We start from the raw sequence: 24,818 nt of genomic DNA on the forward strand, positions 1-24,818 counted from the left end.
CCTTTCCCCAAGGGTGCGGGGAGTAATACGAAAGAACCACTAAGAGCTTTTGAATGTCCACATTAAACATCTTCCTTTCAACTCCCTGGCTTCTGTACCTCACCGTAATCTTCGTTTCCCTATGCATCGGTAGCTTCCTGAACGTTGTCATCCTTCGCCTACCAAAAATGATGCACCAGGACTGGCGCTGCCAGTGCGAAGCCTTTCTTGAAATTCCGGAGGCCCAGCACAAACAGGAAGAGCGCATAACGCTTTCCAGTCCGGCGTCCACCTGCCCTTCTTGCGGCCACAAAATTCGCCCATGGGAGAACATTCCGGTAATCAGCTACCTGCTCCTTCGCGGAAAGTGCGCCGGCTGCAAGGCCCCCATTTCGGCCCGTTATCCCGTGATTGAGGCATTAACCGCATTGTTTTCCGTGATCACGGTGGTAGTTGGGGGCGCTTCTGAATCGACCTTGCTGACCTTGCTATTGGTTTGGGCATTGGTCGCCCTTACTGTGATCGATTTCGATACTCAGCTTCTACCAGACAGCATCACCCTACCCTTGATGTGGCTAGGGCTGGTATTAAGCTATTTCGGGTATCTGGATGATTTTAACAGCGCTTTCCTGGGAGCGGTTTTTGGTTATCTATCCCTCTGGTCTGTTTACTGGTTGTTCAAGCTGGCCACCGGCAAAGAAGGCATGGGGCACGGTGACTTCAAGCTGCTGGCCGCCTTAGGTGCCTGGCTGGGGTGGGAGTTATTACCCGCAATTATTCTGCTGTCGTCAATTGTGGGTGCGGTAGTTGGTATCAGCCTGATGCTATTCAAACAACATGGGCGTGAAGTCCCGATTCCATTTGGTCCCTACCTCGCAGCGGCCGGGCTGTTATGCTTATGGTTCGGCGTTGAGATCCAGGCATTCTGGTACGGGCTTTTAGGGGTTTGAGGCATCAGATGATCGTTTTAGGCCTTACCGGTGGTATTGGATCTGGCAAATCAACAGTCGCGCGTCAATTTGGCGCTTTGGGCGTGCATTGGGTGGATGCAGACGATGTAGCCCGCGAAGTGGTTGAACCTGGTACGCCTGCGCTGGCAGCTATTGCAGAGCACTTCGGACAAGAGATTCTCACAAGTGAAGGAGCGCTGGACAGAGCACGCCTTCGGCAAATCGTGTTCGAACAGCCCGAACAGCGTGCGTGGCTGGAAAGTCTGCTGCATCCGATAATTCGTGAAGAGCTGATACGCCAGCTACACCCTGCCGATTATACTTTGCCTTATGTTCTGTTAGTGTCTCCCCTGCTACTTGAAACCGATCAGCACAAGTTGACTGAACGGGTTCTGGTGGTCGATGTGCCTGAAGAGGTGCAGATTGAACGTACCATGGCCCGGGACACCAATTCCCGTGAGCAGGTTGAACGCATTATCGCGGCGCAGCTTCCAAGAGACCATCGCACAGCCAAGGCAAATGCCGTTATTGACAATAACCAGCCCGCAGAAAAAGTAGCCGCTGAAGTTCGCGCACTGCATGAAAGGTTCATGGTGGACTTTGGTTGACTTGTTCCATTTGAGGCAGAGTTCGGCTTTTACCCGGACAGTTGCAGCTCTGCTCTATCTAATCAGCACCAACGGTTACAGTATCGAACCCGTGTTCAAGGTTCAGGAACACTCTATATCTGACACCCTGGCGCCTACGACACTGCCTCTTTCGTTCTATACGTTTGAGCCTGATGAGTACTGGGCAGAGCCAATAGACTCCTACTGGATGGGTTTCAGCAACTTTATCCTGCGCCAGGAGCGTATTCAGGGACCAAAGGTTCAGTCCCTCGGCAACTGGGCAGACAGAATGCTCTCAGGCGAAAGCCATAACCTCCCGAACAACGAAAGCTACTTGCGCCTCGGCTTCGCTACCGAGTCAGAGTACGGCGACCCGGCCCAGTTTGAACCGGAAGCCCGTTTCCGCCTGGATATACCCACTACAAAACGCAAGTTGCGCCTGGTTATCGAAAGCGAAAGTGATGACCTCGTTCCGCTCGAAGAGCGTCAGCGCGACCGGCAACTGACCGAAGCAGACCGAACGACCGGCACGGCGACTGGCGCATTGCGGTATCTCTCACAGATCGGAGACGCCATCAACCTGTCAAACGACATTGGCGCCCGCCTGCGCTTTCCGCCGGATGTCTTCTGGCGGGCCACGGCCGAAAAGCGCTGGAAAGCAGACGAAGACTGGGCTATACGGGCACAGCAGCGCTTTTACTACTACCACCAGGAAGGCTGGGGTGCCAACACTTGGTTAAGTGCCAGCCGGGATGTTGGTCATGGCTGGCGTTTCTGGTCATCTTCGGAGCTTGAGTGGGTACATAGCGACAGCAAGTTTGTTGCTTCGCAGATTTTCAGCACTTACAAGCGCCTCAATAATCGCTCAACACTCAATCCGCGCGTGGGCGTTCTCGGCGAGAGCAAACCGAACTGGCGAACAACTTCGGCGTTTGTTGACCTTACCTGGCGTTACAGGCTCCATAGCGACTGGCTGTTTGCTGAAGTAATTCCAGCCTTGACGTTTCCAAGAGAAAAGAGTTTTAAAGACCAGGGCTCTCTTCTTTTTCGTGTAGAAATGTTCTTTTCCGGTAGCATTAACCCGGATTTCTAACTCCAAAACCCGAAGAGGCCTGCAAGCGGGGCCTTCCGGGAATGTCGGAGGCCATGGATGGCCGGAGTCAAGCGCACAGGGATGTGCTTGTAGCGGTTCCCGGAAGGCCCCGCTTGCAGGCCTCAACCACGGAGTATGAATCAGGACCCATGCCCAGACACCACTCTATTCCCGCATCCGATGCACTCGCGCTTTCGCCCATAGCCATCACCAGTTCGTGCTTCAAGGACAAATTCGGAGTCCCCCGGCAACCGGGCCTAACCCGCTATGCCAGGGCCGATCTGATTATACAGCCACCTTACAACCGGGAAGATGCCTTCCGCGGCCTGGAAACAGCCAGCCATCTCTGGCTGATCTTCCAGTTTCATGAAGCCGTTCGGGCAGAGTGGCGCCCCGTGGTTCGCCCCCCTCGCCTGGGCGGAAACCAGAAAATGGGGGTGTTCGCCTCCCGCTCACCGTTCCGGCCTAATAGTCTTGGCTTATCTGTGGTTAGAAACGAAGGGCTTGTGCGCGCAGATGGCCAGCTTTTATTGAGAATAAGCGATCATGATCTGATTGATGGCACGCCGATTCTCGACATCAAGCCCTATCTACCGTTTGCGGATTCGGTGTCAGATGCAGGGCTGGGATGGGCTGAATCAGCGCCGACCGAGCGTCTGGATGTCATTTTTCTGCCAGAAGCGGAGGCGCAACTTGCTAATCTGCCTGCAGAGCAGTACCCGGATCTGAAGCTGCTTATTACCGATGTAGTGAGCTATGACCCGCGCCCTTCCTTTCGCAGAGGGCGGGACGAGGAGCGTATTTACGGCGCGCACCTTTATGATCTGAACGTGCGATTCCGGTTTATGAATGATCGTTCAAAGAAACGTGTCGAAGTGCTGACGGTCTGTTAAACTTCTCCGGGTTGTTTAGTAGTCGACACAGGGAATTTGTGCCTTGCCTTCAAATCGAATGTTTACGCGTATGGGTATCCGACCGCTCGCAATGCGGTTGCTTGCGTATGTTCTGATGTTCAGCCTGGTGCTTTCTCTGGTTGCAACCGGTGTGCAGATGATCGGCGAGTTTGAACGCCGCAAGTCTGATCTTCAGGAAACCCAGAAACGGGCCGCAGGTCTCGTCTCCGGTGGTATGAGCAATAACATCTGGCTGATGAACTTCAGCGAGGTGGCCAACAGTCTGGACGACATGCGGGCGGTAGAGGCGATTGATTACGCCAGCGTTGTGACCTCTTCGGGAGAGCATTTCAGTACCGGAGGCCACCCGGAGGGCCGGGTAATTTCACAAACCTTCCCGCTAGTCTTCAACCGCTCTACGTACCGTGGCCCCGAAAACATGGGCACCCTTACTATCACCTCGTCAGTTGAGCAGGTGTACACAGAACTGCGCAGTGGCGCCCTGATTAACCTGTTGTTCCAGTCAATTGTGGTAATGCTCGGCACACTGGGGCTCGTGATTATTGTTCGCCTCACCCTCTCCCGCCACCTCGAAACCATGGCGGATTACGCCGCGCGGCTGAACTTGGATGCACTGGTGGACCCGCTACACCTGAAGCGCAAACCGCCCCGCAAGCCCGATGAGCTTTCAGAGCTTGAGCAGGCGCTTAACAAAATGCGGCTGCAGATTCTGGAAGATACCCGATCACTCCGGCAAACCACCATTCAATCACAGGATGAGCGGGATGAAGCCATTCGGGCCAATCGTGCGAAAAACCAGTTTCTTGCCAATGTAAGCCACGAACTGCGCACGCCTCTGCAGTCGGTTCTCGGCTACGCCAACCTGTTGACCGACACGTCGCTGGATCAGGAGCAGAAGGAGTACGTGCACACTCTGCTGAGCGCTTCAGAAGGCCTCTCCGCCATCATCAACGATTTGCTCGACATTTCCAGCATGGAAGCTGGAAAGCTTGTGCTTGAGGACATCCCTTTCGATCTGCGGGAAACCCTGAACGACCTGGTGCACATGCTGGGCGAACGTGCACGGGAGAAAGGGCTGGCGCTGGAACTACGCATTGACGAAGAGCTGCCCTGGGCACTGCGCGGTGACCCGGTGCGAATCCGTCAGGTGTTACTGAATCTGGTTTCCAACGCCATCAAGTTTACCGATTCCGGGCACGTGCTGATCAGTATCGAAGTACTGGGGCGCCGGGATGAGAAGGTTCGCTTGCGTCTGGCAGTAGAAGATACAGGCATTGGCATTAACCCCGAAGACATTCCGCTGGTGTATGAGCCATACGTGCAGTTGGGCCAGAGGTTCCAACGTCAGCTACCTGGCGCCGGGTTGGGGCTGACCATCTGCCGACAGCTCGTCGATCTGATGGCTGGCTCTCTGGACCTGGAGAGCCAGCCCGGTGAAGGTTCTACGTTCTGGGTTGAGCTTACGCTGCCCACAACGCCGGAGAACACACCCCGAGTGCGCCCGGATACGCGCATGCTGAAGGGTAAGCGGGTTCTTGTAGCCGATTCGTACGAGCTCTCTCGCAAGATTACGCTGGAAATGCTGTCGCGCCATGATGTCCACATCGAGGCAGTTAAATCCGCCGGCGAAGCACTCACGTCATTGCGGCTGGCATTCGACAGTCAGGAACCGTTTGACGCCATCATTCTCGACGGTTTCTTGCCGGATATGGACAGCGACCTGCTGTGCCGCCAGATTAGGGGGAATCCTTTATGGACCGATATGCGCCTCTTGATTCTCTCATCCAACCCTCAGCGCGGTGATGCCGAACATTTTCGCCAGGCCGGGTCAGACGCCTTTCTCAGCAAATCCTTGCGCGAATCCTGTCTGACGCCGATTCTGAACCAGCTTTTTGAGGATGCCACGAAGGATGAGCGACGTTTTCTCACACGTTTTTCTCTTCAGGCAAGCGACGACACTGAAAAACGCCGTGAACTCACATCTCGCCGAATGAAGGTGCTGCTGGTTGAAGATAACCCGGTAAATCGCACGCTCACCCGCAGGTTGCTGGAAAAACTGGGATGCGATGTCATGACAGCGAATGATGGGGAGGCGGCATCCAGCCTGTGGCAATGGCACCCATTCGATCTGATATTTATGGATTGCGTAATGCCCCGGGTCGACGGCTTTGAAGCCACCAGGCGTCTGCGAGCGTGGGAAATCTCCCGAAAACGGCCTCGGGTTCCGGTGGTTGCTCTTACCGCCAGCGCCATGGAAGAGGATGAGGAGCGCTGCCGCCAGGCCGGGATGGATTCGTTTGTTGCCAAGCCCGTCAATATTGCAATGCTCAGGGCTGTTCTGGAACAATATGCCCATGACATTCCAGCAAAAGCCCCTGTTTAGCGATTTGAAAGGTCCACATGAACGTAGAATGCCCCACCTGCAATAAATCCGTAGAATGGTCGGAGTCCAACCCTTCCAGACCATTCTGTTCAGAACGCTGCAAGCTGATTGACCTTGGAGCCTGGGCTAATGAGGAATACCGGGTTCCTGCGGAGAATGCATCTCCGGATGATCTTGACCAGGGCGGCGAAACAACACGCCACTGATTGTGCAGACATCATCGCATGGTTCTTTCCACGAGCTTACACGCTTGTAAGTTGTGGTACCCCAGTCAGCCCGTTACCATTCGCCCCAATCAGTACGTGCACCGCAATCAAGAAGGTAAAAGAATGAAAGTATCCCGTATTTCCGTGTTGGTTCTTTCTCTGGCTGCTGCGCCTGCATTTGCCAGCGATTTGGATCTGAGCCTGACCAACGATTCCGTTAAGGGCCAGGTAAACTTCTTTGGCAACAACAACGACCTTCAGCTTGGCGCCGGCTATACCTACCATGAAGGCAGCCGCCACATTGGTAACGTAGATTTTCATGCTCAGGGCCGCACCGCTCTGGGCAACCTGCCCACAACCGCCGGCATTGGTATGCGTGCCATAGGCTGGGACGACGACCATCTGGATGGCGGCGCAGTGGGCCTGGGAGGCTTTGCTACCGTGAACGTTCCCAAGGTACCGGGCCTGTCGTTCACGGGTGGCCTGCACTATGCCCCGCGAATCCTATCGTTTGGCGACTCTGAAGAGATGACCAGCGTTGAGCTCCGTGGCAGCTACCGGGTTATCCGCAATGCTGAGTTGTTTGCCGGCTACCGCTACCTGAACACCGAACTGGATTCCCCCTACCGGGGTGACATTAATCTGGACGAAGGCGTTATGGCTGGCATGAAGATTTTCTTCTAAAGCCGTTCAGTTGCTTCAAACGGGCGCTCTGTTCTCAGGCGCCCGTTTCGTGCCCTTCCTCACGCTTTCCTGCAACGCTCACTGCTAGACTGGCTACCGTTTTTTGCACGGACTGCCAGACATGCGACTGAATCCCGGGTTATTTCTTTTATCGTTTGTTGCGCTGACCACTGCCTGCGGGGGTGGCGAAGACGCCATTGACAGCGTGCGCAATCAACCCAATTCATTTGCTGGCACGAAAAACCCCGTGGACGACTTCAGCCCCGGCAGCACCGGCGATTCCGGCAATACCAGTGGCCTGAGCACCGACGAAGTCCGAATTACTCTTGAAATGCCCGCCAGCCTCGCACCGGACGGTGAACCTACACGGCGTAACCTGCGCCTCGTTCAACCAGACTCCATCAGCGTTTATCAAACCAACCGTAACCTGCAGAACCTTGGCTCTGTTCTTTACACCAGTCGTAAGGACAGCAACGGTTTTACCATAATCAGGTTTCAGAATGGCCAGCCCCAGGGGCCAGACGTAATCATCGAAGCCAGTTATGGGAACGCCACCCTGCGAGCCCTGGCAGCCGACGCCGACCGGGACATCAAAATCAATCCGTTCTCCGAGTACCTGGTACGCAACACAATCCCGCATTATACCTCCGGCGAATACCAGGGCATTATTGATTGCGTCAACGCCTCAAATAACGCTCTGTGTCTCAATAAATACGTCTGGCCCGCCCTGGCTGACCAGGTTCACGATTTCGAGATTGATATTCCGACCGGCGCCAGTGTTGCCAGTGCACTGGATTTGCTTTCCCAACGCGCTGATTTTGCCAGCTACGTCTCCTCAATGGCGAACTATGCACTTCTGGACGATCAGTCCTCCGGCAAAATTTCAGCGAGTTCGGCGGATTACAACTCGGTTTTCATGGGCGTAGAGCTGGGGCAAACCTTTCTTGAGAGCAGTTTTAGTGGGTCGGGCCAATGGGGTGTTCGCCTCGGGCGCGAGGAGCAAACCGGCACCAGCTCCACACCCGCATACCGATACCCCGGGCTCACATTGGCAAGCTTTGATGTTTTCAACATCAAGGTAACGTCTCTTGCCACGCAAATTCCTTACGACCGAAAAACCCTGGTTCACAAATCGGGCAACGATTTTTATGCGCGGGGAGAAGACACCTGGGCCCTGAACACTCACTCAACATCGCCCGGTGCCGCCACCCTGGAGGAGAACGCCCGCTTGCTGGCTGGCCGGTCGCTCTACCAGAGCATTACCGATAAAAACAGCGCCAGAACGATTGGCTGGACCCGTAACCCGTACTTTCTGGACGCCTACACCGGAGGATCCGGCAGCACCAATACTGGCCCGGATCGAGCATTGGCGGGCTACTTCAGTGCAGGCAAAGCCATCGCATTGGAATCCGAAGACAGCAAGCTGAGGCGTAAAGATGAGCTGGAAGTTCATTATCTCTCCGCGCTGGAACTGAACCTGCTGCGGGAGGAGGGATTTGATACGGACATCCTGAATGACCGTGATTACAACACGGTTTATCTGACCACACGGTTTTCAGAATCAGCAACACCCGTACAGGTTGAAGCAGGATCTGGCTCATGGCAGGTACGTGCGAGTTCCGGTAAAAGTTCCGTCACCCAAATTCAGGCATTTACCACACTCAGCCGCGACAGTTCAGGCGCAGCCTATGCAGACAACACAGGCGCCCGTTCTGACAGCTGGATTATTACTCCGCGCACCGCCCTTCTTAGCAGCGGTAACAAGGAAATTGGCCGGCTCAATCTCGATATCAACAACCCGGCCGGAGCTTCCGGTCAGCCGGATCTGGGCGTTGGTGCCAGTGTGCCGGACGGCTCGCTACTGGCGTTTAATCTGGCCAACGCAGCATCGACAAGCGGGGTAATGGGCGATGGTTTACTCATTGCCGGTGAACAAAGCCTCTCAGCGGCACCAGGCTCCGGACAATACCGAGTGCAGGGCTTTGTGCTCGGTATGGTAGATGGCTTCAACCGACTCACTCACCTGGACAACGGCGTTCTGGAACTCTCGGGCAACACTGCAAGTCTCGATAGTAAGACACTTGAAGTCCTCCATTCCGTAAACGACGAAAGTGTCTCCCCACCCAACTCAGGACAATTAAGCGCAAACCTGGCGTACAGCGATGAGGGCAGCGGCCGTGTCAGTTTCAGTGCCGGAGACCTTTTGTTGAACGGCCTTGTGACCCAGGATCAAAGCCAGTTTTATCTCATCCTGCAAAACGTCACCAATGGCGAGGAGCAGCTCGGACTTTTGATCGCAACCCGGCTTCCGTGAACCCTCAGACATCCCTGCTCGTACAACCTGTTATAATTATCAACCCATACCCCGCTTGAAAAGCCTGCCGGGCACAGAGACAGGTTGTGAAGAGAGGTTTTATGTCAGCTGCAATGCGCTCGTTAATGCTGGTAGTCCCGCTAGTCGCTTTTGCTATCGGAGGCGGGCTTTACGTACCCTCAGAAAAATCAACCTATGACGATAACAGCGGCTCTGAGCCCGCTCTGAGCTCACTCCCTCCTCTACCTGCGTGGGCCCGGGAAGAACTTCCGGATTTCTCTGGCTATCAGGACACGACAGAAAAGAAAGTGGCCTTTTTCTCATTCCTGTACCCGCGCATCGTCCTCGCCAACTCGCGCATACTTATTGAACGAGACTATCTGGACAGCCTTACCACTAAGGATACCCTGTCGAAAAAGGAATACGCCTGGCTCGCAGCCCAATCAAAACGCCTGCGCGTAGACGAGGAGCCTGGCAGCCCCGAGCAATTCGCCTTGCTGAGGAAACGTCTGGATATTATTCCGCCTTCCCTGATTCTGGCCCAGGCCGCTAACGAATCAGCTTGGGGGACTTCCCGCTTTGCTCTTCGAGGAAACAATCTGTTTGGCCAGTGGTGCTTCACTAAAGGTTGCGGCCTGGTACCTTTGAACAGAATTGAAGGTGCCAGCCATGAAGTGGCATCTTTCTCATCGCCCTATCACTCTGTGCGAGCCTATATTCAGAACCTGAACCGGCATGCCAGCTACCAGGGACTGCGTGATACACGCCTCGATGACAGAAAAACCGGTGACCCGCTTTCGGGGCTTGCTCTCGCCCGCGGGTTAAGCAGCTATTCTGAACGCGGCGAAGAATATGTTAGTGAAATTCGCTCAATGATCCGTTATAACAACCTGGAATTTTACGACCTGGAGTTCAGGAATATTTTAAGCGACCGCAGCCCGTCGCATCTGAAGAGTCTGGCATCGGCGAAAGCCGGGCAGACACTTCTCCCTGGCCAGATTGCAGGAGAGAGAACCGCTGCTTCGGCCGAGGGCTGATCTCCGATTAACCCCTGATAACCTGAGACATTCCCGCATGCTTGATTTTCTGCCTGCGCCGCTGAAGGGAACCCTGGCGGCTCTGCTCGTGTTGATAAACACCCTTATACTCTTTCCGTTTCTGCTATTGTTTGCTCTGCTCAAGCTCGTGCTTCCGATAATTGCTGTTCGCAAAGGCTGCACCCTTGTACTGAACACCATCGCCAGGGTGTGGATAGGCGTCAACAACCTGGTAATGGATACGCTACACAAGGTTGAGTGGGACGTACGGGGCGCAGAGCAGCTCAGCCGCGAACACTGGTATTTCGTCACCTGCAACCATCAAAGCTGGGCTGATATTCCGGCCATACAGTACGTACTCAACAGCCAAATACCTCTGCTCAAGTTCTTTCTGAAAAAGCAGCTAATCTGGGTTCCGTTACTGGGTGTTGCCTGGTGGGCACTGGATTTTCCCTTTATGCACCGCCACACAAAAGAGCAGATTGCACGGAAGCCCGAACTGAAGGGTAAAGATATCGCCGCTACCCAGGCGGCATGCGAAAAGTTTCGCTATACGCCCGTCACGGTCTTCAACTTCATGGAAGGAACCCGCTTTACGCCGGCGAAACAAAAACGCCAGAACTCGCCTTACAAGCATCTACTGAAACCACGGGCAGGCGGCACCGCTTTTGTTCTGGGTGCAATGGGCGAAATGCTGCATACCATGCTGGATGTTACGATTGTTTACCCTGGGCAGAATCGCAGCATAGGCATCTGGGATTATCTCAGCGGGCGCATCCGCACTATTGTAATCGATATCCGGGTACGAGAAATTCCGTCCCAGTTTCTCGGCATGGATTATGAAAACAGCCGGGAAACCCGGGTGGAATTTCAGCGGTGGGTAAGTGAACTCTGGGCCGAAAAAGATGCCCGGATTGAAGCAATCAAAAGCGAAAGCCTGAACCAGAGCTGAATCTGGCAGGCTTCATAGCAGCCCAAGCTCACGGGCCCGGACGGTCGCCTGGGTGCGGGAACGCACCTCCAGTTTGGCGTTTATACGCCGGGCATGCGTTTTTACCGTATGCAACGAGATGTGCAGTTTGTCAGCAATTTCCTGGTTCGATAAACCTTGCGCAATGAGCTCAAGCACACTCTGTTCGCGATCGCTGATAGGCTCAGCCAACGAAGCGGGCAGTTTGCCTTCTGCTATGCCAAACAGATGCCCCAGGGCTGCTCGGAATGCGGTGACGGGGAGCTGATTGTAAGCCTTTTCCATCAAGTCCCTCAGCTCAAGCTTCAGCTCTGCAAATGGGCTTATAAAGTGCTCCTTCTCAGCTTCCGACACCACCGCTAAAACCATCTTCTGTGCGGCTGCCAGGCCTTTATCCTCGCTGACGAGTATGGCCTCCAATAGCCTCATGTGTATGTCCACGCCCCATGGGATGGCTTCATTATAGCGCTTGCGGGAACTCGCGAGGGCTTCCCGCGCCCTTACGGTTTCGCCCCGGGCGAGATCCAGGCGCACCTGAAGGCAGTCCAATAACCCCGGCATCATCGGAAAAAGTTCCGGCACGCATCCAGCTTCCCGGTAGGGTTGTAATCTCCTAAGGGCCTGGGCGACGCTTTCCAGCTGGCCGAGGGCCAGCCAGCAACTGGCTTTCAGGGCTTCCAGAACCGGCACATAAAGTGACTCATCTACCTGCCAGGTATGCATGGTGCGCTCTGCTCGCCCAATCCAGACAAATGCGTCTTCCAGACGGCCCTGAGAGCGACACATCAATACACGGATAGCCATTGCCAGCAGGAGACCAAGATCCCGGGTCTGCTCTGCGTGGCGCCCACAGGTTACCAATAGGCGATCAGCCTCAGCGTCACGCCCCTGGTGCCAAAGCACCAGCACAAGATTCAGCTGAAGCCGTGTCTCACCAATTCGGGCGGGCCGGGCAAGTTCCTGCACAACCGTATCCAGCCCGGTTCGCAGCAGTTGCTCTGCATGCCTGAGCGCGCCTTTGCCAAGCTCAATCCGGGCATGGGAGTATACTGCCAGCGCCTCTGAACCAGAGTCTCCGGCCTCCCTTGCCAGGCGGGACGCCGCGCGGTTGGCCTCCCTGGCTTCGGTAAAACGCCCGGATGCACACAAAGCGCTGGCACGAACCATCTCGGTGACTAACTGGCCCTGAGTTGAAAGCTCCAGACCGGAAAGAGCGCGCTCGGCCATTTCCAGCGCCGGTGCAACCTGCCCTTCCCCACGCAGGATAAACGCTCGGAGTGCCCAGATTCGTGCTTCATGCTCTTGCAGGCTCGCATCATCCATACCGTCAATAAGAGCTCGCGCCTGCCGGAACTGACCACCAATGGCGTGTACCCAACTGTATACAATTCTAAGCCTGGAGCTGCGCTCAAGCAGGGGGGCAGGCAGGCTTTTGCGCAGACGCAGAAGCGATGCTGTGTCCTGCCCAAGCAGAAGCGCTTCGGATCCCTCAGACGCGATACGTATTACTTCTTCCGCATCACCTGCGAGTAGCGAGTATTTGAGAGCCTCGGGAAATTGATCGCGACTGCCGAACCACTGACTGGCGGCTAACATCCTGTCAGCATAACCGGCCATTACGGGTGCTTTTAACCACTCCACCAGCAGCGGGTTGAGCCGATACCAGCGGCCCCAACCTGGCATGACCTTTAGGGGCAGGCCTCTTTCATAAGCATCAGAAGGCAGCATTACGCCGTCTGGTATGAGGGATTGAAGTGCCAACACCAGTTCATCGGAACAAGGTCCAAGCTCTGATATAGCCCTCAAAGCACGTACTTGGCTGGGCGATACGTTGCCCAATACGGATTCCTTCAAAAATCGCTCAACTCCGGGCGTTTCCGAAACAGTATGCCGCTCTGTACTTTGGAGTATATCCCGACGATAGAGCGCCAGTGGCGTTGGCCAGCCCTCGGTAAGATCGTACAAGTGGTCAATCGCAACACTGGTTAGCTGTTGATCACTCAAAACATCCCGGAAAAACTCAAAGGTTTCGCTTCGACTGAACTCCAGCTTTTCGACGCCAATTCGGGTAAACCGGTTTTCCAGTTCCAGAGCGTGGGTCTCATAGGGTAGCGCTTGCCTTGAAACCATAACGACCGAGAAGTAAGGAGGTATGTCAGCCACCAACTGCTGTATCAAGGCGATAACCGCCGGGTTGGTGATATGGTGGAGACCATCCAGAATCAGAACAGAGTGTTCCTCTGCGGGCGTTTTTTTCAGCCCCAGGAGCATTATCGCGAGAGCGTCAGAGAATGTTGCGCCACCTTGCAGACTGCTTTCGGAAGATTCAGGAATATCAAGGGCCACAGACAGCAGGCTGAGAAAACGGGTTGGTGCGTTATCCTGAGAATTTAGCGGAAACCACCGAACACCTTCGTCTTTGATACCCGCAGCCTGAACCCCCATGGCAACAGTATGGGATTTTCCATATCCACAAGGCGCTTCCACAAACGTCACGCCGCGTGGTGTTAATGCCTCGGCAACGAGAGCATCAAGATGAGGGCGTGCCAATGAATGGGTTGGAACAACAGGTAACTGCAACCTTTGCCTGAGCAAATCTCTTACGAGTTCACCCCGCTGTAGACCGCTATTTGCTGTCTGAAATTCGTCATTGGCCGCACAGCCATCATTGAATGATTTCACACACTGCCCCGCATACACCTTTAGTATGATAGCGAGGTTAAACCAATTGAGGGGCTGGCTGCAAAGTTTTGACGTAAAAGGTATTTATACCGTGACAGTTTTCCATCATGAAAACAGAAACGGCGGGCCGAAGCCCGCCGTTTCCTAAGATCAACACACCCGTTTAGCGGGTTCCGGCTCTGCGCAGAGCTGCCGGCGTGTAATCTCTGGATTGACGCTTGACGCCAAACTGGTAGGGGTTAACTTCCTCGTTTGTCAGACCCAGCACCAGGTAGCGGCCAGACAGAAGGTCATAAAGGGTTTCAACCGCATACCAGGGAACGATCTTATCGTAGAACTGCATGGAGTGAGCTTCTGCTACACGCCAGAGCTCGCCACGGCCATCGTAGTGGTCGATCACTGATGCCTGCCAGGTGTCTTCGTCAATATAGAAATCACGCTGGCCATAGATATGACGCTCGCCTTCTTTCAGGGTTGCACGAACATGCCAAACCCGGTGGAGCTCATAGCGGGTCAGATCCTGGTTGATATGGCCAGCTTTAACAATCTGGTCATAGCTCAGATCCCGGTCAACCAACTTGTAGGAGTTATACGGAATGTACATTTCCTTCTTGCCGACCAACTCCCAGTTGTAGCGATCTGGCGCACCGTTGAACATATCGAAGTTGTCCGACGTACGCATGCCGTCAGACGCAGTACCTGGCCCATCGTAGGCAACCTGAGGCGCACGTCGAACACGACGTTGGCCCGCGTTGTATACCCAAGCACGCCGTGGTTCTGAAACCTGGTCTATGGTCTCATGAACCAGCAATACGTTACCGGCCAGACGCGCCGGTGCGGTGATTGCCTGCTTGAAGTAAAACAGCACGTTGGCGTCCTCGTCCGGGCTGTAATCTTCCAGGTAAGTACGCCAGGTCAGCTCATCCTGAAACTTCACAATAGAGTATGCGCCATTGGCGGTAGGCGTTGCCTGCCCAACATTACGCTGCACCGAACCACCACGATAGCGTGTAATGTGGTTCCAGATTGCTTCCAGGCCGTTCTGCGGGATCGGGAACGGCGTCGCATACTGGTAGTTTCCGAGTCCGTTACCATCCTTGATCAGTTCCGTACCGGTCGCATTCTCGACGGTTTGATCCATAACGTCTTTCGGGTAGACCGCGGTGCGGTGAGTCTCGTACACCGGCAGTACATACTCCGGGTACTGCTTGATCATCGCAATCTGTCCGGGAGACAGGTTGTCAGCGTATTCCGCGACATTGCTCTGATCGATCGTGAACTGAGGCGACTCGTCCGGGAATGGGTTCACATAGATTCCGTCCCCTTTGTAGTCAGAGGGAGGCGTTGTCAAACCACCGGTCCAGGCAGGAATCGCACCACCGTTACCCGCCTTTTCTGCACCCATCGGCGTCAGTGAATCGCCGAGTTTGCCTGCTTCTTCGGAAGAAACTGCACCCCAGGCCTGGCCTGCTACAAGACTCGCAGCCAAAACGCCGGTGGCCAGTATTTTTTTGTTTAGTTTCATTTACAGTACCTCGTTAAACGAATTCTTGACGGTTCAGAATGAGTAGGAAACGCTGGCACTCACGAAGTCCCGATCAGTCAACTCGTTATACGGCTTGCCGCCGAAAAAGTTTGTATAACCGATGTTGCCGGTAATCTTGTTCTGATAAACACCCTGAAGGGAAAGGCCGATCGCTTTGCTGCCTTCGTTGAAAGCTCCACCAGGTTGCGGGCTATAACCCTGCACGTCATGACTCCAGGCCAACTGCGGTGACAGGTTTATACCGGCAATCGCGCTCGGGTAATCCCAGACCAAACGGGCGCGATAGCCCCAGGAAAAGTCTGTCGTGAAGCCTTCATTGGTGCAATAGCTTGCGTTGATGTTCACGCCTGCAGCGCAGACATCAACAATATTCCCACCACCAGCATCGGTCGGCAGCGTGCCGAGACCAAAGGTGCCCGAGCGGCCATAACGTGCCTCGTCAAGGCTTGGAAGATCGTGGATGTATGTTGCACCAAACTCCGTGATCAACGACAGACGGCTCGCGCCCATCACCTGATCGAAGAATTTGATCAATGTAAACTGAGCTTGGGAAACACCGAAACTATCATTACCCGAAACTCTGGAACCTGGAGTAAGCGTCCCGCCTGCTTCTTCAAGACGCTGTTGTTCCAGCTTACTTACCGGACTGCCATCAACCGGATTTGCAAGTTGAAGCCCGCCATAAATCAGCTCGAAGGCGTTCCATTGCAACGGCATTTTGTCACGATAGGAGTATTCTGCACCCAGAGACCACCCGCCTGCTACGTTAGTATTGACGCTAATACCGTAGAGGTTGATGTTTTCAGGATACTCAATGAAATAGGACGGGAAGGTTCCGCCAACGTCTTTAATGGTTCCACTGACGTAAGGCAGGCGGCTGTTGTACTTGATGTAATAGAAGCCGAACTCGGAATCGTTCAATGCAGGTACATACCAGCGCATGGCAACACCAAACTGGTCTTTTGAATCTGCCTCTACATCACCCAGGCGGGGTGCAATGAAGCCTTGCGCATAGGCCTGGGAATCCGGTAACTGCCCGGCAAGAAGCACTGGGCCGCAACCATCTCCTGCAAAATCATTGGTGGAGAAGAAAGTACCGCAATCATCAGGTCGAACCGGAGCCCAGTCGGTCTGCACGAATGCTTCGAGCGTGATGTTCTCGGTCACGCCCGCTGAGATGTAAAACATTTCCACCGGCAAAAGAGCATCTTTCAACTCAGAGCCCGGAGCTCTGAAAGCCGGGACATCCACCGGATTTATCGTGTTGATCCCACCCTGGATAAATGTGCTCTCACCCCAACTCAAAACCTGCTTACCGTAACGTACACTCAGGGGAACATCGCCGAGATACCAGTCAGTAAACACGTAGGCGTCCAGCAACTCACCACCGGACGCATTATCTTTTACCTGGCTATTCAGCTCCCGGCGTTGACCCACATCGTCAACAGCGCGCTGCTCGTCTTTCAGTTCGAAATCGTACCAGTAACGGCCCCGGACCAGCGCCCCGACTCGGGTAAGCATATCGCCGTTAACATCGTAGTTGAGGAAAAGCTCACTGTTGCCTTTGACGATCTTTGAGTAGGTGTCTCCCTTGCCAAAGTTCAGGTTACCGTCGTCGTAGTTGTTAGTAGACGCACCTGTGGTGGTGTTAGCATATTGAGGCCCGAGGTTACCTTGAGCAATCAGGCGTTTGTCCTGATCCGAAACTCGCCACCCAGCCCCGGCTGAAAGCGTGGTATTGAATTGGGCTTCTACATCCCCAAGGTAAAAAGAGTACGCAGATGCTTGGCCAGACATACCGGCCGCTACTGCCACAGCAAGCGGTAATTTTGTCCAACGCTGCCATTGGTGTATTTTTCTTGTCATTGGAAGGCTACTCCATTGTTGTTCTGAGTCGCTGCTCTGATTATTGGTATTCACGATGTATTGGAGGCTTCATGCACAGTGCTCGTGATGTAGGCACTATAGCTAACGCTGTCCAGTGCTTTGATCAGTCAAAAGTATGATTTTGCTCTCACCACCCGCTCACCCACCCGATCGACGTCGGGTTTTCTCGCACAGACTCACTATAGACAACAATTACGGATGCAACCACTTTGCTTTTGATGGTTTTTTTGCTCCTGCTAGGGCCTGTGTGGAGCCTGCAGATATTCTTGTGACTGCATTTCCAGGAGGCGGGATTCGGTGCGCTCGAATTCGAAGCTCAAGCGACCACCAGAGTAGAGCTCAGTAATAGGCACGGCTGCTGAAATGATCACTTTCACATTGCGATCATAGAACTCGTCGACCATGTTCACGAACCGGCGTGACTGATCATCTTTCTCGCCCCCGAGCACAGGGACGTTACTGATTATGATTGCGTGAAACTGGCGCGCCATCTCGATATAGTCGTTCTGGCTGCGAGGGCCGTCACACACGTCTTTGAAGTCAAACCAGACCACATCGTCAGCATGCTCCTGAGCCGGAATCTTGCGACCGTTAATCTCCATGGATTTACTATGCTTGCCGGCCTCCAACGCCAGTGCATCAAAGCTTCTGCGCAAAGAGGCATCAGCCTCTTCATCCAGCGGCGAATGATAAAGCTCAGCCTGCTCCAGTGTTCGCAAGCGGTAATCAACGCCGCCATCTACGTTCACTACGTCTGTGTGCTTGTTCACAAGTGCAATTGCAGGAAGGAAGCGCGCCCGCTGCAAGCCATCCTTGTAAAGGCCGTCGGGAACGATATTGGATGTACACACCAGGGTAACGCCACGTTTGAACAGCCCACCCATCAGGGTTGCGAGAATCATGGCATCGCCGATATCTGACACAAAAAACTCGTCAAAACAGATCACACGGGTCTCATCCGCAAACTTTTTCGCTACAAGATCCAGCGGATTCTTTTCACCCTTGAAGTTTTTAAGTTCCTGATGCACTCGCTGCATGAAACGGTGAAAATGCACGCGCATTTTGCGTTTGAAGGGCAGCGACTCAAAAAACGTGTCCATCAGGTAGGTCTTGCCTCTGCCAACGCCGCCCCAGAAATACAGGCCTTTAACTGGCTCCTCTCTGCCTTTTCTCAACTTGCGGCGCAATTTTGCCATTGCTTTTCCGCGTTCGCTTTCCGCTTCCACGAGTTTGTCGTAAAGTGTCTGGAGACGTCGAACAGCGTCTGCCTGGGCGGCATCACTGAGAAAATCCGGGCGTTCAAGATCTGCTTGATAGCGCTGCCAGGGGGTCTGGCTCGCAGTGGTTTCAGAGGGCATGGAAGCTGTCATCAGGAAATCCCGAGGTCTGATCGTTGATTTTGGCGCGGCGTATTATCGCGTATTTACGGTTTTTTCGCCATGCTGAAGGGCTGCGGGGGCAATACGACGATTGGCGCAGCACGCAAGCATGGGCTGATAGGGCCACGGGCGTTATACTGGCTTACATGACTTGGTTCATTTTTCAGGCAACAGGACGACACAGCATATGACAAACCTGATTCTGGCAGCGATTGCCGCATTGATTGTTGGCATTGTCATCGGAGTATTGGTCGGCCGCTCGGGGCAGGGGTCTTCCCTCAGGCAGCGCCGTGCAGAACAGCAGGCAGAAGAACTGCGCAACGAGTACACCCGTTATCAGGCCCAGGTAAATGAGCATTTTATGGAGTCGGCCCATTTGCTGAGCCGCTTTAACGATGCCTATCGCGATGTGAACCAGCATATGGCTCGCGGCGCTAACCGCTTGTGCAACGATGAGGACTGGATGGCAGAGCTTGCTGAACAAACCTCCCGCAAGCGCCTTGAGGAAGTCAGTGAGGACGGTGTTGAGCCGCCCCGTGACTATGCTCCCAAGACTTCAGGTACACTTTCGGAAGACTTTGGCCTGAAGAAAGGCGAGAAAGCAACCCAGGCTTGATCAGACCGGGTTATCGCAATCGATAAACCGATGATTGACGCCAAATTCCTTTTCTAACGCCACACCGAGCGCTTTTACACCATAGCGCTCGGTTGCGTGGTGCCCGGCGGCATAGTAATGGATGCCGCATTCTCTGGCTGTATGGGTGGTCGGTTCGGAGATTTCGCCGCTGATATAGGCATCGAGGCGGGCATTGATAGCTGTATCAATGAACCCTTGCGCCGCACCTGTACACCACCCTACCCTTTTGATTTCCGCTTTTCCGTCGCCGACCTTCAGTGGTTCCCGGTGAAGCGCTCTGGCGATGTGCAGCCCGAATTTTTCGGGAGACATTGCGCCCTGAAGCTCACCCTCCCAGACCAAACCGTTTAACGGGCGGGGATTCTCGATACTGAGGATGTCTGCCAGCTGGCGGTTGTTGCCGTATTCCGGATGGTCATCCAGAGGCAGGTGATAGGCGACCAGATTGATGTCGTTATCCAATAGCCGCTTGAGGCGTTCACGCTTCATACCCTGAATACGCTGGTCTTCGCCTTTCCAGAAGTAGCCGTGATGAACAATAACCATGTCGGCGTTTGCGGCAATGGCAGCTTCGATGAGTGCGCGGGAGGCGGTTACGCCAGTGATGATGGTTTTTACGTCGCGTTTGCCCTCAACTTGCAGTCCATTGGGGCAATAGTCCTGGAAGTTTTCTGGCTGGAGCCATTCATTGAGTTTCGCGAGGATACTGTCACGAGTTGCCATATATTTTCTCCTGGTAGCGATATCACCTGAAGCCGGACTAGCGGGGCGCGAAGGGGCCTTCCGGGAATGTCGGAGGCTATGGACGGCCGGAGACAAGCGCACATGGATGTGCTCGTAGCGGTTCCCGGGAGGCCCCTTCGCGCCCTGCCCTGTCCCAATCTAAAAGGCTAGAGCAAATTCAGGCCTGAGATCAAAGCATCATTCTGCTCGGGAGTACCAATGGTTATTCTCAGGAAGTCACTGATTCTGGGCTTGTTGAAGTGGCGAACAATAATACCTTGCTCTCTCAGAGCTTTCGCCAGACTTTCACCGGACTTCGCTTTATGACGGGCAAAAACGAAGTTGGCTTTAGATGGCAAGACTTCGAAACTCAGACCCTCCAGAGCCTCAGTCACACGCTCCCGCTCAGAAATGACGCCTTCGCAGGATTTTTGAAACCAGGCCTCGTCTTCGTAAGCGGCTTTTGCGCCAGCCAGAGCCAGCCTGTCCAGCGGGTAACTGTTAAAGCTGTTTTTGACGCGATTCAAAGCCTCAACCAGATCCGGGTGGCCAATTGCGAAGCCGACGCGGAGGCCTGCCAATGAACGGGCCTTGGAGAGCGTCTGACTGACCAGCAGATTGGAGTATTTATCCACAAGCTTGATAGCGGTTTCGCCGCCAAAGTCTATATAAGCTTCATCAACCACAACTACACGCTCAGGATTGGCCTGGAGGATAGTTTCCACATGCTCAAGCCCGAGGTAACGACCGGTAGGCGCGTTCGGATTGGGGAAGATGATCCCACCGTTGGGCTGCGTGTAGTCTTCTGGATCGATTTCGAAGCTATCGGTCAGGGGTACCTTTTTGCCTTCTATGTTGTATAGGCCACAGTACACCGGGTAAAAACTGTAGGTTATGTCCGGGAACAGGATAGGCTCGCCGTGCTGGAACAAGGCAAAAAATATGTGCGCCAGGACTTCGTCGGAGCCATTGCCCAGGAACACTTGCTCGGGCGTTACGCTGTGATAACCGGCAATGGTCTGGCGCAGGCTTTCGCCTTCGGGATCCGGATAGAGGCGCAGGCTGTCGTTGAGTTCCGCCTGGATGGCATCTATCACTTTTGGGGATGGGCCAAACGGATTTTCATTGGTGTTCAGCTTCACCAGGTTGGCCATTTTGGGTTGCTCGCCTGGCACATAAGGAACCAAGCTCTTAACCAGGGGGCTCCAGAATTTACTCATTTCATTGCTCCGGTGGAGACGGCAGTTGGGGCGGCATCTGCTCCGGGAACCGCTACGAGCACATCCATGTGCCCTTGTCTTCGGACGTCCATGGCCTCCGACATTCCCGGAGCAGATGCCGCCCCAATTGCCTGCAAACTTTGGTGATATATTCAAATAGCTCGGGTCATTTTCAAGCTGACTAAAACTAGTCGCTTTTAATACGGTACTCAGCAGATCGTGCGTGAGCCGTAAGCCCCTCTCCCCTTGCCAGAACAGAGGCTACTCGCCCCATCCGGTCGGCACCTTTGGCACTGAAGCCAATAATAGAGGAGCGCTTCTGGAAATCGTAAACACCCAGTGGGGATGAAAATCGGGCTGTGCCGCTCGTAGGCAGTACGTGGTTCGGGCCAGCACAGTAGTCACCCAATGCTTCAGCGGTGTAGCGACCCATGAAGATAGCGCCAGCATGGCGGATTTCTTCCAGCAGAGCTTCCGGATCTTCGACCGACAACTCCAGATGTTCCGGCGCGATTCGGTTGGAGACCTTGGCAGCTTCGCTTAAATCTGCAACTTGTATCAGAGCTGCGCGATCAGCCATAGAGGCGCGGATGATGTCGGCGCGCTCCATGGTGGGCAGTAGCTTGTTGATACTGGCCTCTACGGCATCGAGGAAGTCTGCGTCGGGGCTGACCAGAATGGACTGGGCCTGTTCGTCATGCTCGGCCTGGGAGAACAAGTCCATGGCGATCCAGTCAGGATCTGTTTTACCGTCACAGATCACGAGGATTTCCGAAGGGCCGGCAATCATGTCGATACCGACGGTGCCGAAGACTTCGCGCTTGGCCGTAGCCACAAAGATATTACCGGGACCAACAATCTTGTCCACAGCAGGGATGGTTTCTGTACCGTAGGCCAAAGCACCAACCGCCTGCGCGCCGCCGACGGTGAACACACGATCAACGCCCGCAATAGCGGCGGCGGCCAGCACCAGATCATTCACCACACCATCCGGAGTGGGAACCACCATGATAACTTCGCCCACCCCAGCCACTTTCGCGGGGATGGCGTTCATCAGAACGGACGAAGGATAGGCTGCTTTACCACCGGGCACGTAAAGCCCAGCGCGATCCAGCGGTGTCACCTTCTGGCCCAGCACAGTGCCGTCTTCATCCTGATACTGCCAGGACTTCTGATTCTGGCGCTCGTGATAATCCCGCACCCGATCCGCAGCCTGTTCCAACGCAACGCGCTGTTCTTTCGGAATTGCATTCAGCGCTTGCTGCAAACGACTCTGACTCATCTCCAACTCAGCGACGCTGGCAACATCCAGCCGATCAAACTTCTCTGTAAACTCCAGAACTGCCTGATCACCACGGGTTTTAACTTCGTGCAGGATATGACGCACCGACTCGTTCACCTGATGATCAACACTGTCGTCCCAGGCCAGCAGCGCAGCCAGCGCGCTATCAAAGTCACTTTGGGAGGCGTTCAATCGTTTGATGCTAACGGTCATTTCTCAAATCCTGCTTTGGATTAATTCTAAAAGCGTACACTCATGTTTCTGCGAAGCTGTTGGGCAAGGCTGACCAAAACTGTGCGGAGCCATGGATGGCGTAGCCAAGCGTACACGGACGTATTCACAGCGTGTTTTGGTCAGCCTTGCCCGACGGCTTCAGCGCACAAGGTATCTTTAGCGGCGCCTATCCACAGCAGCCGCCATCTTCTCAATGATGGGGTTAATCTGCTGATGTTTCATCTTCATAGAAGCACGATTCACCACCAACCGACTGCTGATGTGATCAATCAACTCACGGGCTTCAAGGCCATTGGCCTTCAACGTATTGCCCGTATCCACGATATCGACAATCTCATCTGCCAAACCGAGTATCGGGGCCAACTCCATCGCGCCGTAAAGCTTGATGATATCGGCCTGGCGCCCCTGGGCCGCATAATACCGGCGAGCCATATTAACGAACTTGGTTGCTACCCGAATGCGCCCGGCGGGCGGCGTTTCACCTTTGGGGCCGGCGGTCATGAGGCGGCAGCGGGAGATGTTCAGGTCCAAAGGCTCGTAAAGCCCTTCCCCGCCATGCTCCATCAGCACATCCTTACCCGTCACACCCAAATCGGCGCCGCCATATTGCACATATGTGGGCACATCAGTTGCACGAATAATAAGCACCCGCACATTCGGATCTGTGGTGGGAAACACCAGCTTACGGGATTTCTTGATGTCGTCGACCAGCTCAATTCCGGCTTCTGCCAGCAGTGGCAGAGTTTCTTCCAGGATTCGCCCCTTCGACAAGGCGATGGTAATGGAGTCTGTCATGCGTCCTTCCGGTTCCCCACTTGTGTCTGTCACGCTGGCAGGCGGCGGATACTTCCACCAAGCAGCTGCAATTTTTCTTCAATGCACTCATAACCACGATCGATATGGTAGATACGGTCGATAATAGTATCCCCATCGGCTATCAGACCTGCGATTACCAGACTGGCGGATGCCCGCAGATCCGTTGCCATAACCGGCGCGCCTGTCAGATGATCAACGCCTTTGATAATGGCAGCATTGCCTTCCAAGGTGATATCCGCCCCCATGCGGGTCAGTTCCTGAAGGTGCATGAAACGATTCTCGAAAACGGTCTCGATGATGGTGCCTGTACCTTCCGCCACTGCATTCATCGCGGCAAACTGCGCCTGCATGTCCGTGGGGAAAGCCGGGTAAGGCGCTGTACGAATATTAACCGCCTTCGGACGCTGACCTTTCATATCCAGCTCGATCCAGTCAGGACCCGAAGTGATGTGGGCGCCGGCTTCTTCCAGTTTGAGCAACACGGCATCGAGAAGATCCGCGCGGGTATCTTTTAGTTTTACGCGGCCACCGGTCGCGGCTGCCGCCACCAGGTAGGTACCCGTTTCAATACGATCTGGTAGCACGTTGTAGTGACAGCCGTGCAAACGCTCAACACCTTCAATAACAATAGTCGAAGTGCCTTGCCCGGTGATTTTTGCCCCCATGGCAATCAGGCATTCAGCCAAATCAACGACTTCCGGCTCGCGGGCAGCGTTTTCGAGTATGGTTGTGCCTTCAGCAAGAGCCGCAGCCATCAACAGGTTTTCCGTGCCGGTCACCGTCACCACATCCATAAAAATGTGCGCACCTTTCAAGCGCCCATTGGTTTTCGCCCGGATGTAGCCGTTCTCTACCTTGATATCCGCGCCCATCTGCTCAAGGCCCTGAATATGCAGGTTTACCGGGCGGCTACCAATGGCACAGCCACCAGGCAGAGAAACTTCAGCTTCGCCGAAATGCGCGACCAACGGCCCAAGCACCAGAATGGAGGCACGCATGGTTTTCACCAGCTCGTAAGGCGCATGAAAATGCTTGATGGTGTTAGCGTGAATTTCAACGCTCATCTTCTCATCAATCATTAGTTCCACACCCATGCGGCCAAGCAGCTCGATCATGGTTGTCACGTCGTGCAGGTGCGGCAGATTGCCTACGGTCACCGGCTCATCCGCCAGCAAGGTGGCAGCAAGAATAGGAAGGGCGGCATTCTTAGCACCGGAAATCCGGATTTCGCCGTCCAGGGGCTTGCAGCCCCGGATCAAAAGTTTGTCCACAAT

Annotated in this window: 20 protein-coding genes; 11 read left to right on the forward strand and 9 right to left on the reverse strand. The window is 54.4% G+C overall.

Annotated elements, in window-relative coordinates; translation table 11 throughout:
• Positions 1-53: 53 nt before the first annotated feature.
• The 10 genes from Q4501_RS16320 to Q4501_RS16365 all read left to right on the forward strand — a co-directional run bounded on the left by Q4501_RS16320 (position 54) and on the right by Q4501_RS16365 (position 11,120).
• On the forward strand, positions 54-929 hold the full coding sequence (locus tag Q4501_RS16320) for an A24 family peptidase (protein ID WP_303597325.1): 876 nt from the start codon (positions 54-56) through the stop codon (positions 927-929).
• 8 nt (positions 930-937) lie between these two features.
• Complete coding sequence (gene coaE, locus Q4501_RS16325) at positions 938-1,537, forward strand: dephospho-CoA kinase (RefSeq protein WP_303597326.1); 600 nt, start codon at positions 938-940, stop codon at positions 1,535-1,537.
• A complete protein-coding gene (locus tag Q4501_RS16330) occupies positions 1,509-2,630 on the forward strand; it encodes a hypothetical protein (RefSeq protein WP_303597327.1) in 1,122 nt (373 codons plus the stop codon). The genes coaE and Q4501_RS16330 overlap by 29 nt, the downstream gene beginning before the upstream one ends.
• 149 nt (positions 2,631-2,779) lie before the next feature.
• Entirely contained in the window at positions 2,780-3,523 is a 744-nt protein-coding gene (tsaA, locus tag Q4501_RS16335; RefSeq protein WP_303597328.1) for a tRNA (N6-threonylcarbamoyladenosine(37)-N6)-methyltransferase TrmO, read from the forward strand.
• A gap of 43 nt (positions 3,524-3,566) precedes the next feature.
• Positions 3,567-5,927, forward strand: a complete 2,361-nt coding sequence (locus tag Q4501_RS16340; protein WP_303597329.1) for a response regulator — start codon at positions 3,567-3,569, stop codon at positions 5,925-5,927.
• Between the two features lie 17 nt (positions 5,928-5,944).
• Positions 5,945-6,133, forward strand: a complete 189-nt coding sequence (yacG, locus tag Q4501_RS16345) for a DNA gyrase inhibitor YacG (RefSeq protein WP_303597330.1) — start codon at positions 5,945-5,947, stop codon at positions 6,131-6,133.
• 123 nt (positions 6,134-6,256) lie between these two features.
• Positions 6,257-6,817 (forward strand): YfaZ family outer membrane protein, encoded by a 561-nt coding sequence (locus Q4501_RS16350; protein WP_303597331.1) that lies wholly within the window; start codon positions 6,257-6,259, stop codon positions 6,815-6,817.
• Positions 6,818-6,938: 121 nt separating this feature from the next.
• A complete protein-coding gene (locus Q4501_RS16355; RefSeq protein ID WP_303597332.1) occupies positions 6,939-9,131 on the forward strand; it encodes a hypothetical protein in 2,193 nt (730 codons plus the stop codon).
• A 101-nt stretch (positions 9,132-9,232) separates the two neighbouring features.
• The gene (locus tag Q4501_RS16360; RefSeq protein ID WP_303597333.1) at positions 9,233-10,168 is read left to right on the forward strand and encodes a glucosaminidase domain-containing protein; all 936 of its coding nucleotides are present in this window, start codon (positions 9,233-9,235) and stop codon (positions 10,166-10,168) included.
• 37 nt (positions 10,169-10,205) lie between these two features.
• Positions 10,206-11,120: an acyltransferase gene (locus Q4501_RS16365; RefSeq protein ID WP_303597334.1), complete on the forward strand. Its 915-nt coding sequence runs from the start codon at positions 10,206-10,208 to the stop codon at positions 11,118-11,120.
• 12 nt (positions 11,121-11,132) lie between these two features.
• Here Q4501_RS16365 and Q4501_RS16370 read toward each other — a convergent pair whose 3' ends face one another.
• The 4 genes from Q4501_RS16370 to zapE all read right to left on the reverse strand — a co-directional run bounded on the left by Q4501_RS16370 (position 11,133) and on the right by zapE (position 18,623).
• A complete protein-coding gene (locus Q4501_RS16370) occupies positions 11,133-13,820 on the reverse strand; it encodes a LuxR C-terminal-related transcriptional regulator (protein ID WP_303597335.1) in 2,688 nt (895 codons plus the stop codon).
• 163 nt (positions 13,821-13,983) lie between these two features.
• On the reverse strand, positions 13,984-15,345 hold the full coding sequence (locus Q4501_RS16375) for a DUF1329 domain-containing protein (RefSeq protein ID WP_303597336.1): 1,362 nt from the start codon (positions 15,343-15,345) through the stop codon (positions 13,984-13,986).
• Between the two features lie 33 nt (positions 15,346-15,378).
• Entirely contained in the window at positions 15,379-17,232 is a 1,854-nt protein-coding gene (locus Q4501_RS16380) for a DUF1302 domain-containing protein (protein WP_303597337.1), read from the reverse strand.
• Positions 17,233-17,489: 257 nt separating this feature from the next.
• On the reverse strand, positions 17,490-18,623 hold the full coding sequence (gene zapE / locus Q4501_RS16385; protein ID WP_303597338.1) for a cell division protein ZapE: 1,134 nt from the start codon (positions 18,621-18,623) through the stop codon (positions 17,490-17,492).
• Between the two features lie 196 nt (positions 18,624-18,819).
• Between zapE and Q4501_RS16390 the strand changes: the two genes are divergently transcribed.
• Positions 18,820-19,248 carry a YhcB family protein gene (locus tag Q4501_RS16390; protein WP_303597339.1) on the forward strand — a complete coding sequence of 143 codons (429 nt, stop codon included), beginning with the start codon at positions 18,820-18,822 and terminating at the stop codon, positions 19,246-19,248.
• Here Q4501_RS16390 and Q4501_RS16395 read toward each other — a convergent pair whose 3' ends face one another.
• The 5 genes from Q4501_RS16395 to murA all read right to left on the reverse strand — a co-directional run bounded on the left by Q4501_RS16395 (position 19,249) and on the right by murA (position 24,815).
• Complete coding sequence (locus tag Q4501_RS16395) at positions 19,249-19,992, reverse strand: Nif3-like dinuclear metal center hexameric protein (protein ID WP_303597340.1); 744 nt, start codon at positions 19,990-19,992, stop codon at positions 19,249-19,251. It abuts the gene before it with no gap.
• A 167-nt stretch (positions 19,993-20,159) separates the two neighbouring features.
• Complete coding sequence (gene hisC / locus Q4501_RS16400; protein ID WP_303597341.1) at positions 20,160-21,212, reverse strand: histidinol-phosphate transaminase; 1,053 nt, start codon at positions 21,210-21,212, stop codon at positions 20,160-20,162.
• Positions 21,213-21,399: 187 nt separating this feature from the next.
• Positions 21,400-22,707: a histidinol dehydrogenase gene (gene hisD, locus Q4501_RS16405; protein WP_303597342.1), complete on the reverse strand. Its 1,308-nt coding sequence runs from the start codon at positions 22,705-22,707 to the stop codon at positions 21,400-21,402.
• A gap of 177 nt (positions 22,708-22,884) precedes the next feature.
• Positions 22,885-23,523 (reverse strand): ATP phosphoribosyltransferase, encoded by a 639-nt coding sequence (hisG, locus tag Q4501_RS16410; protein WP_303597343.1) that lies wholly within the window; start codon positions 23,521-23,523, stop codon positions 22,885-22,887.
• A 29-nt stretch (positions 23,524-23,552) separates the two neighbouring features.
• The gene (gene murA / locus Q4501_RS16415) at positions 23,553-24,815 is read right to left on the reverse strand and encodes a UDP-N-acetylglucosamine 1-carboxyvinyltransferase (RefSeq protein ID WP_303597344.1); all 1,263 of its coding nucleotides are present in this window, start codon (positions 24,813-24,815) and stop codon (positions 23,553-23,555) included.
• Positions 24,816-24,818 lie beyond the last annotated feature (3 nt).

Source organism: Marinobacter sp. 2_MG-2023, assembly GCF_030546935.1.
In the GTDB taxonomy this organism is placed as follows: domain Bacteria; phylum Pseudomonadota; class Gammaproteobacteria; order Pseudomonadales; family Oleiphilaceae; genus Marinobacter.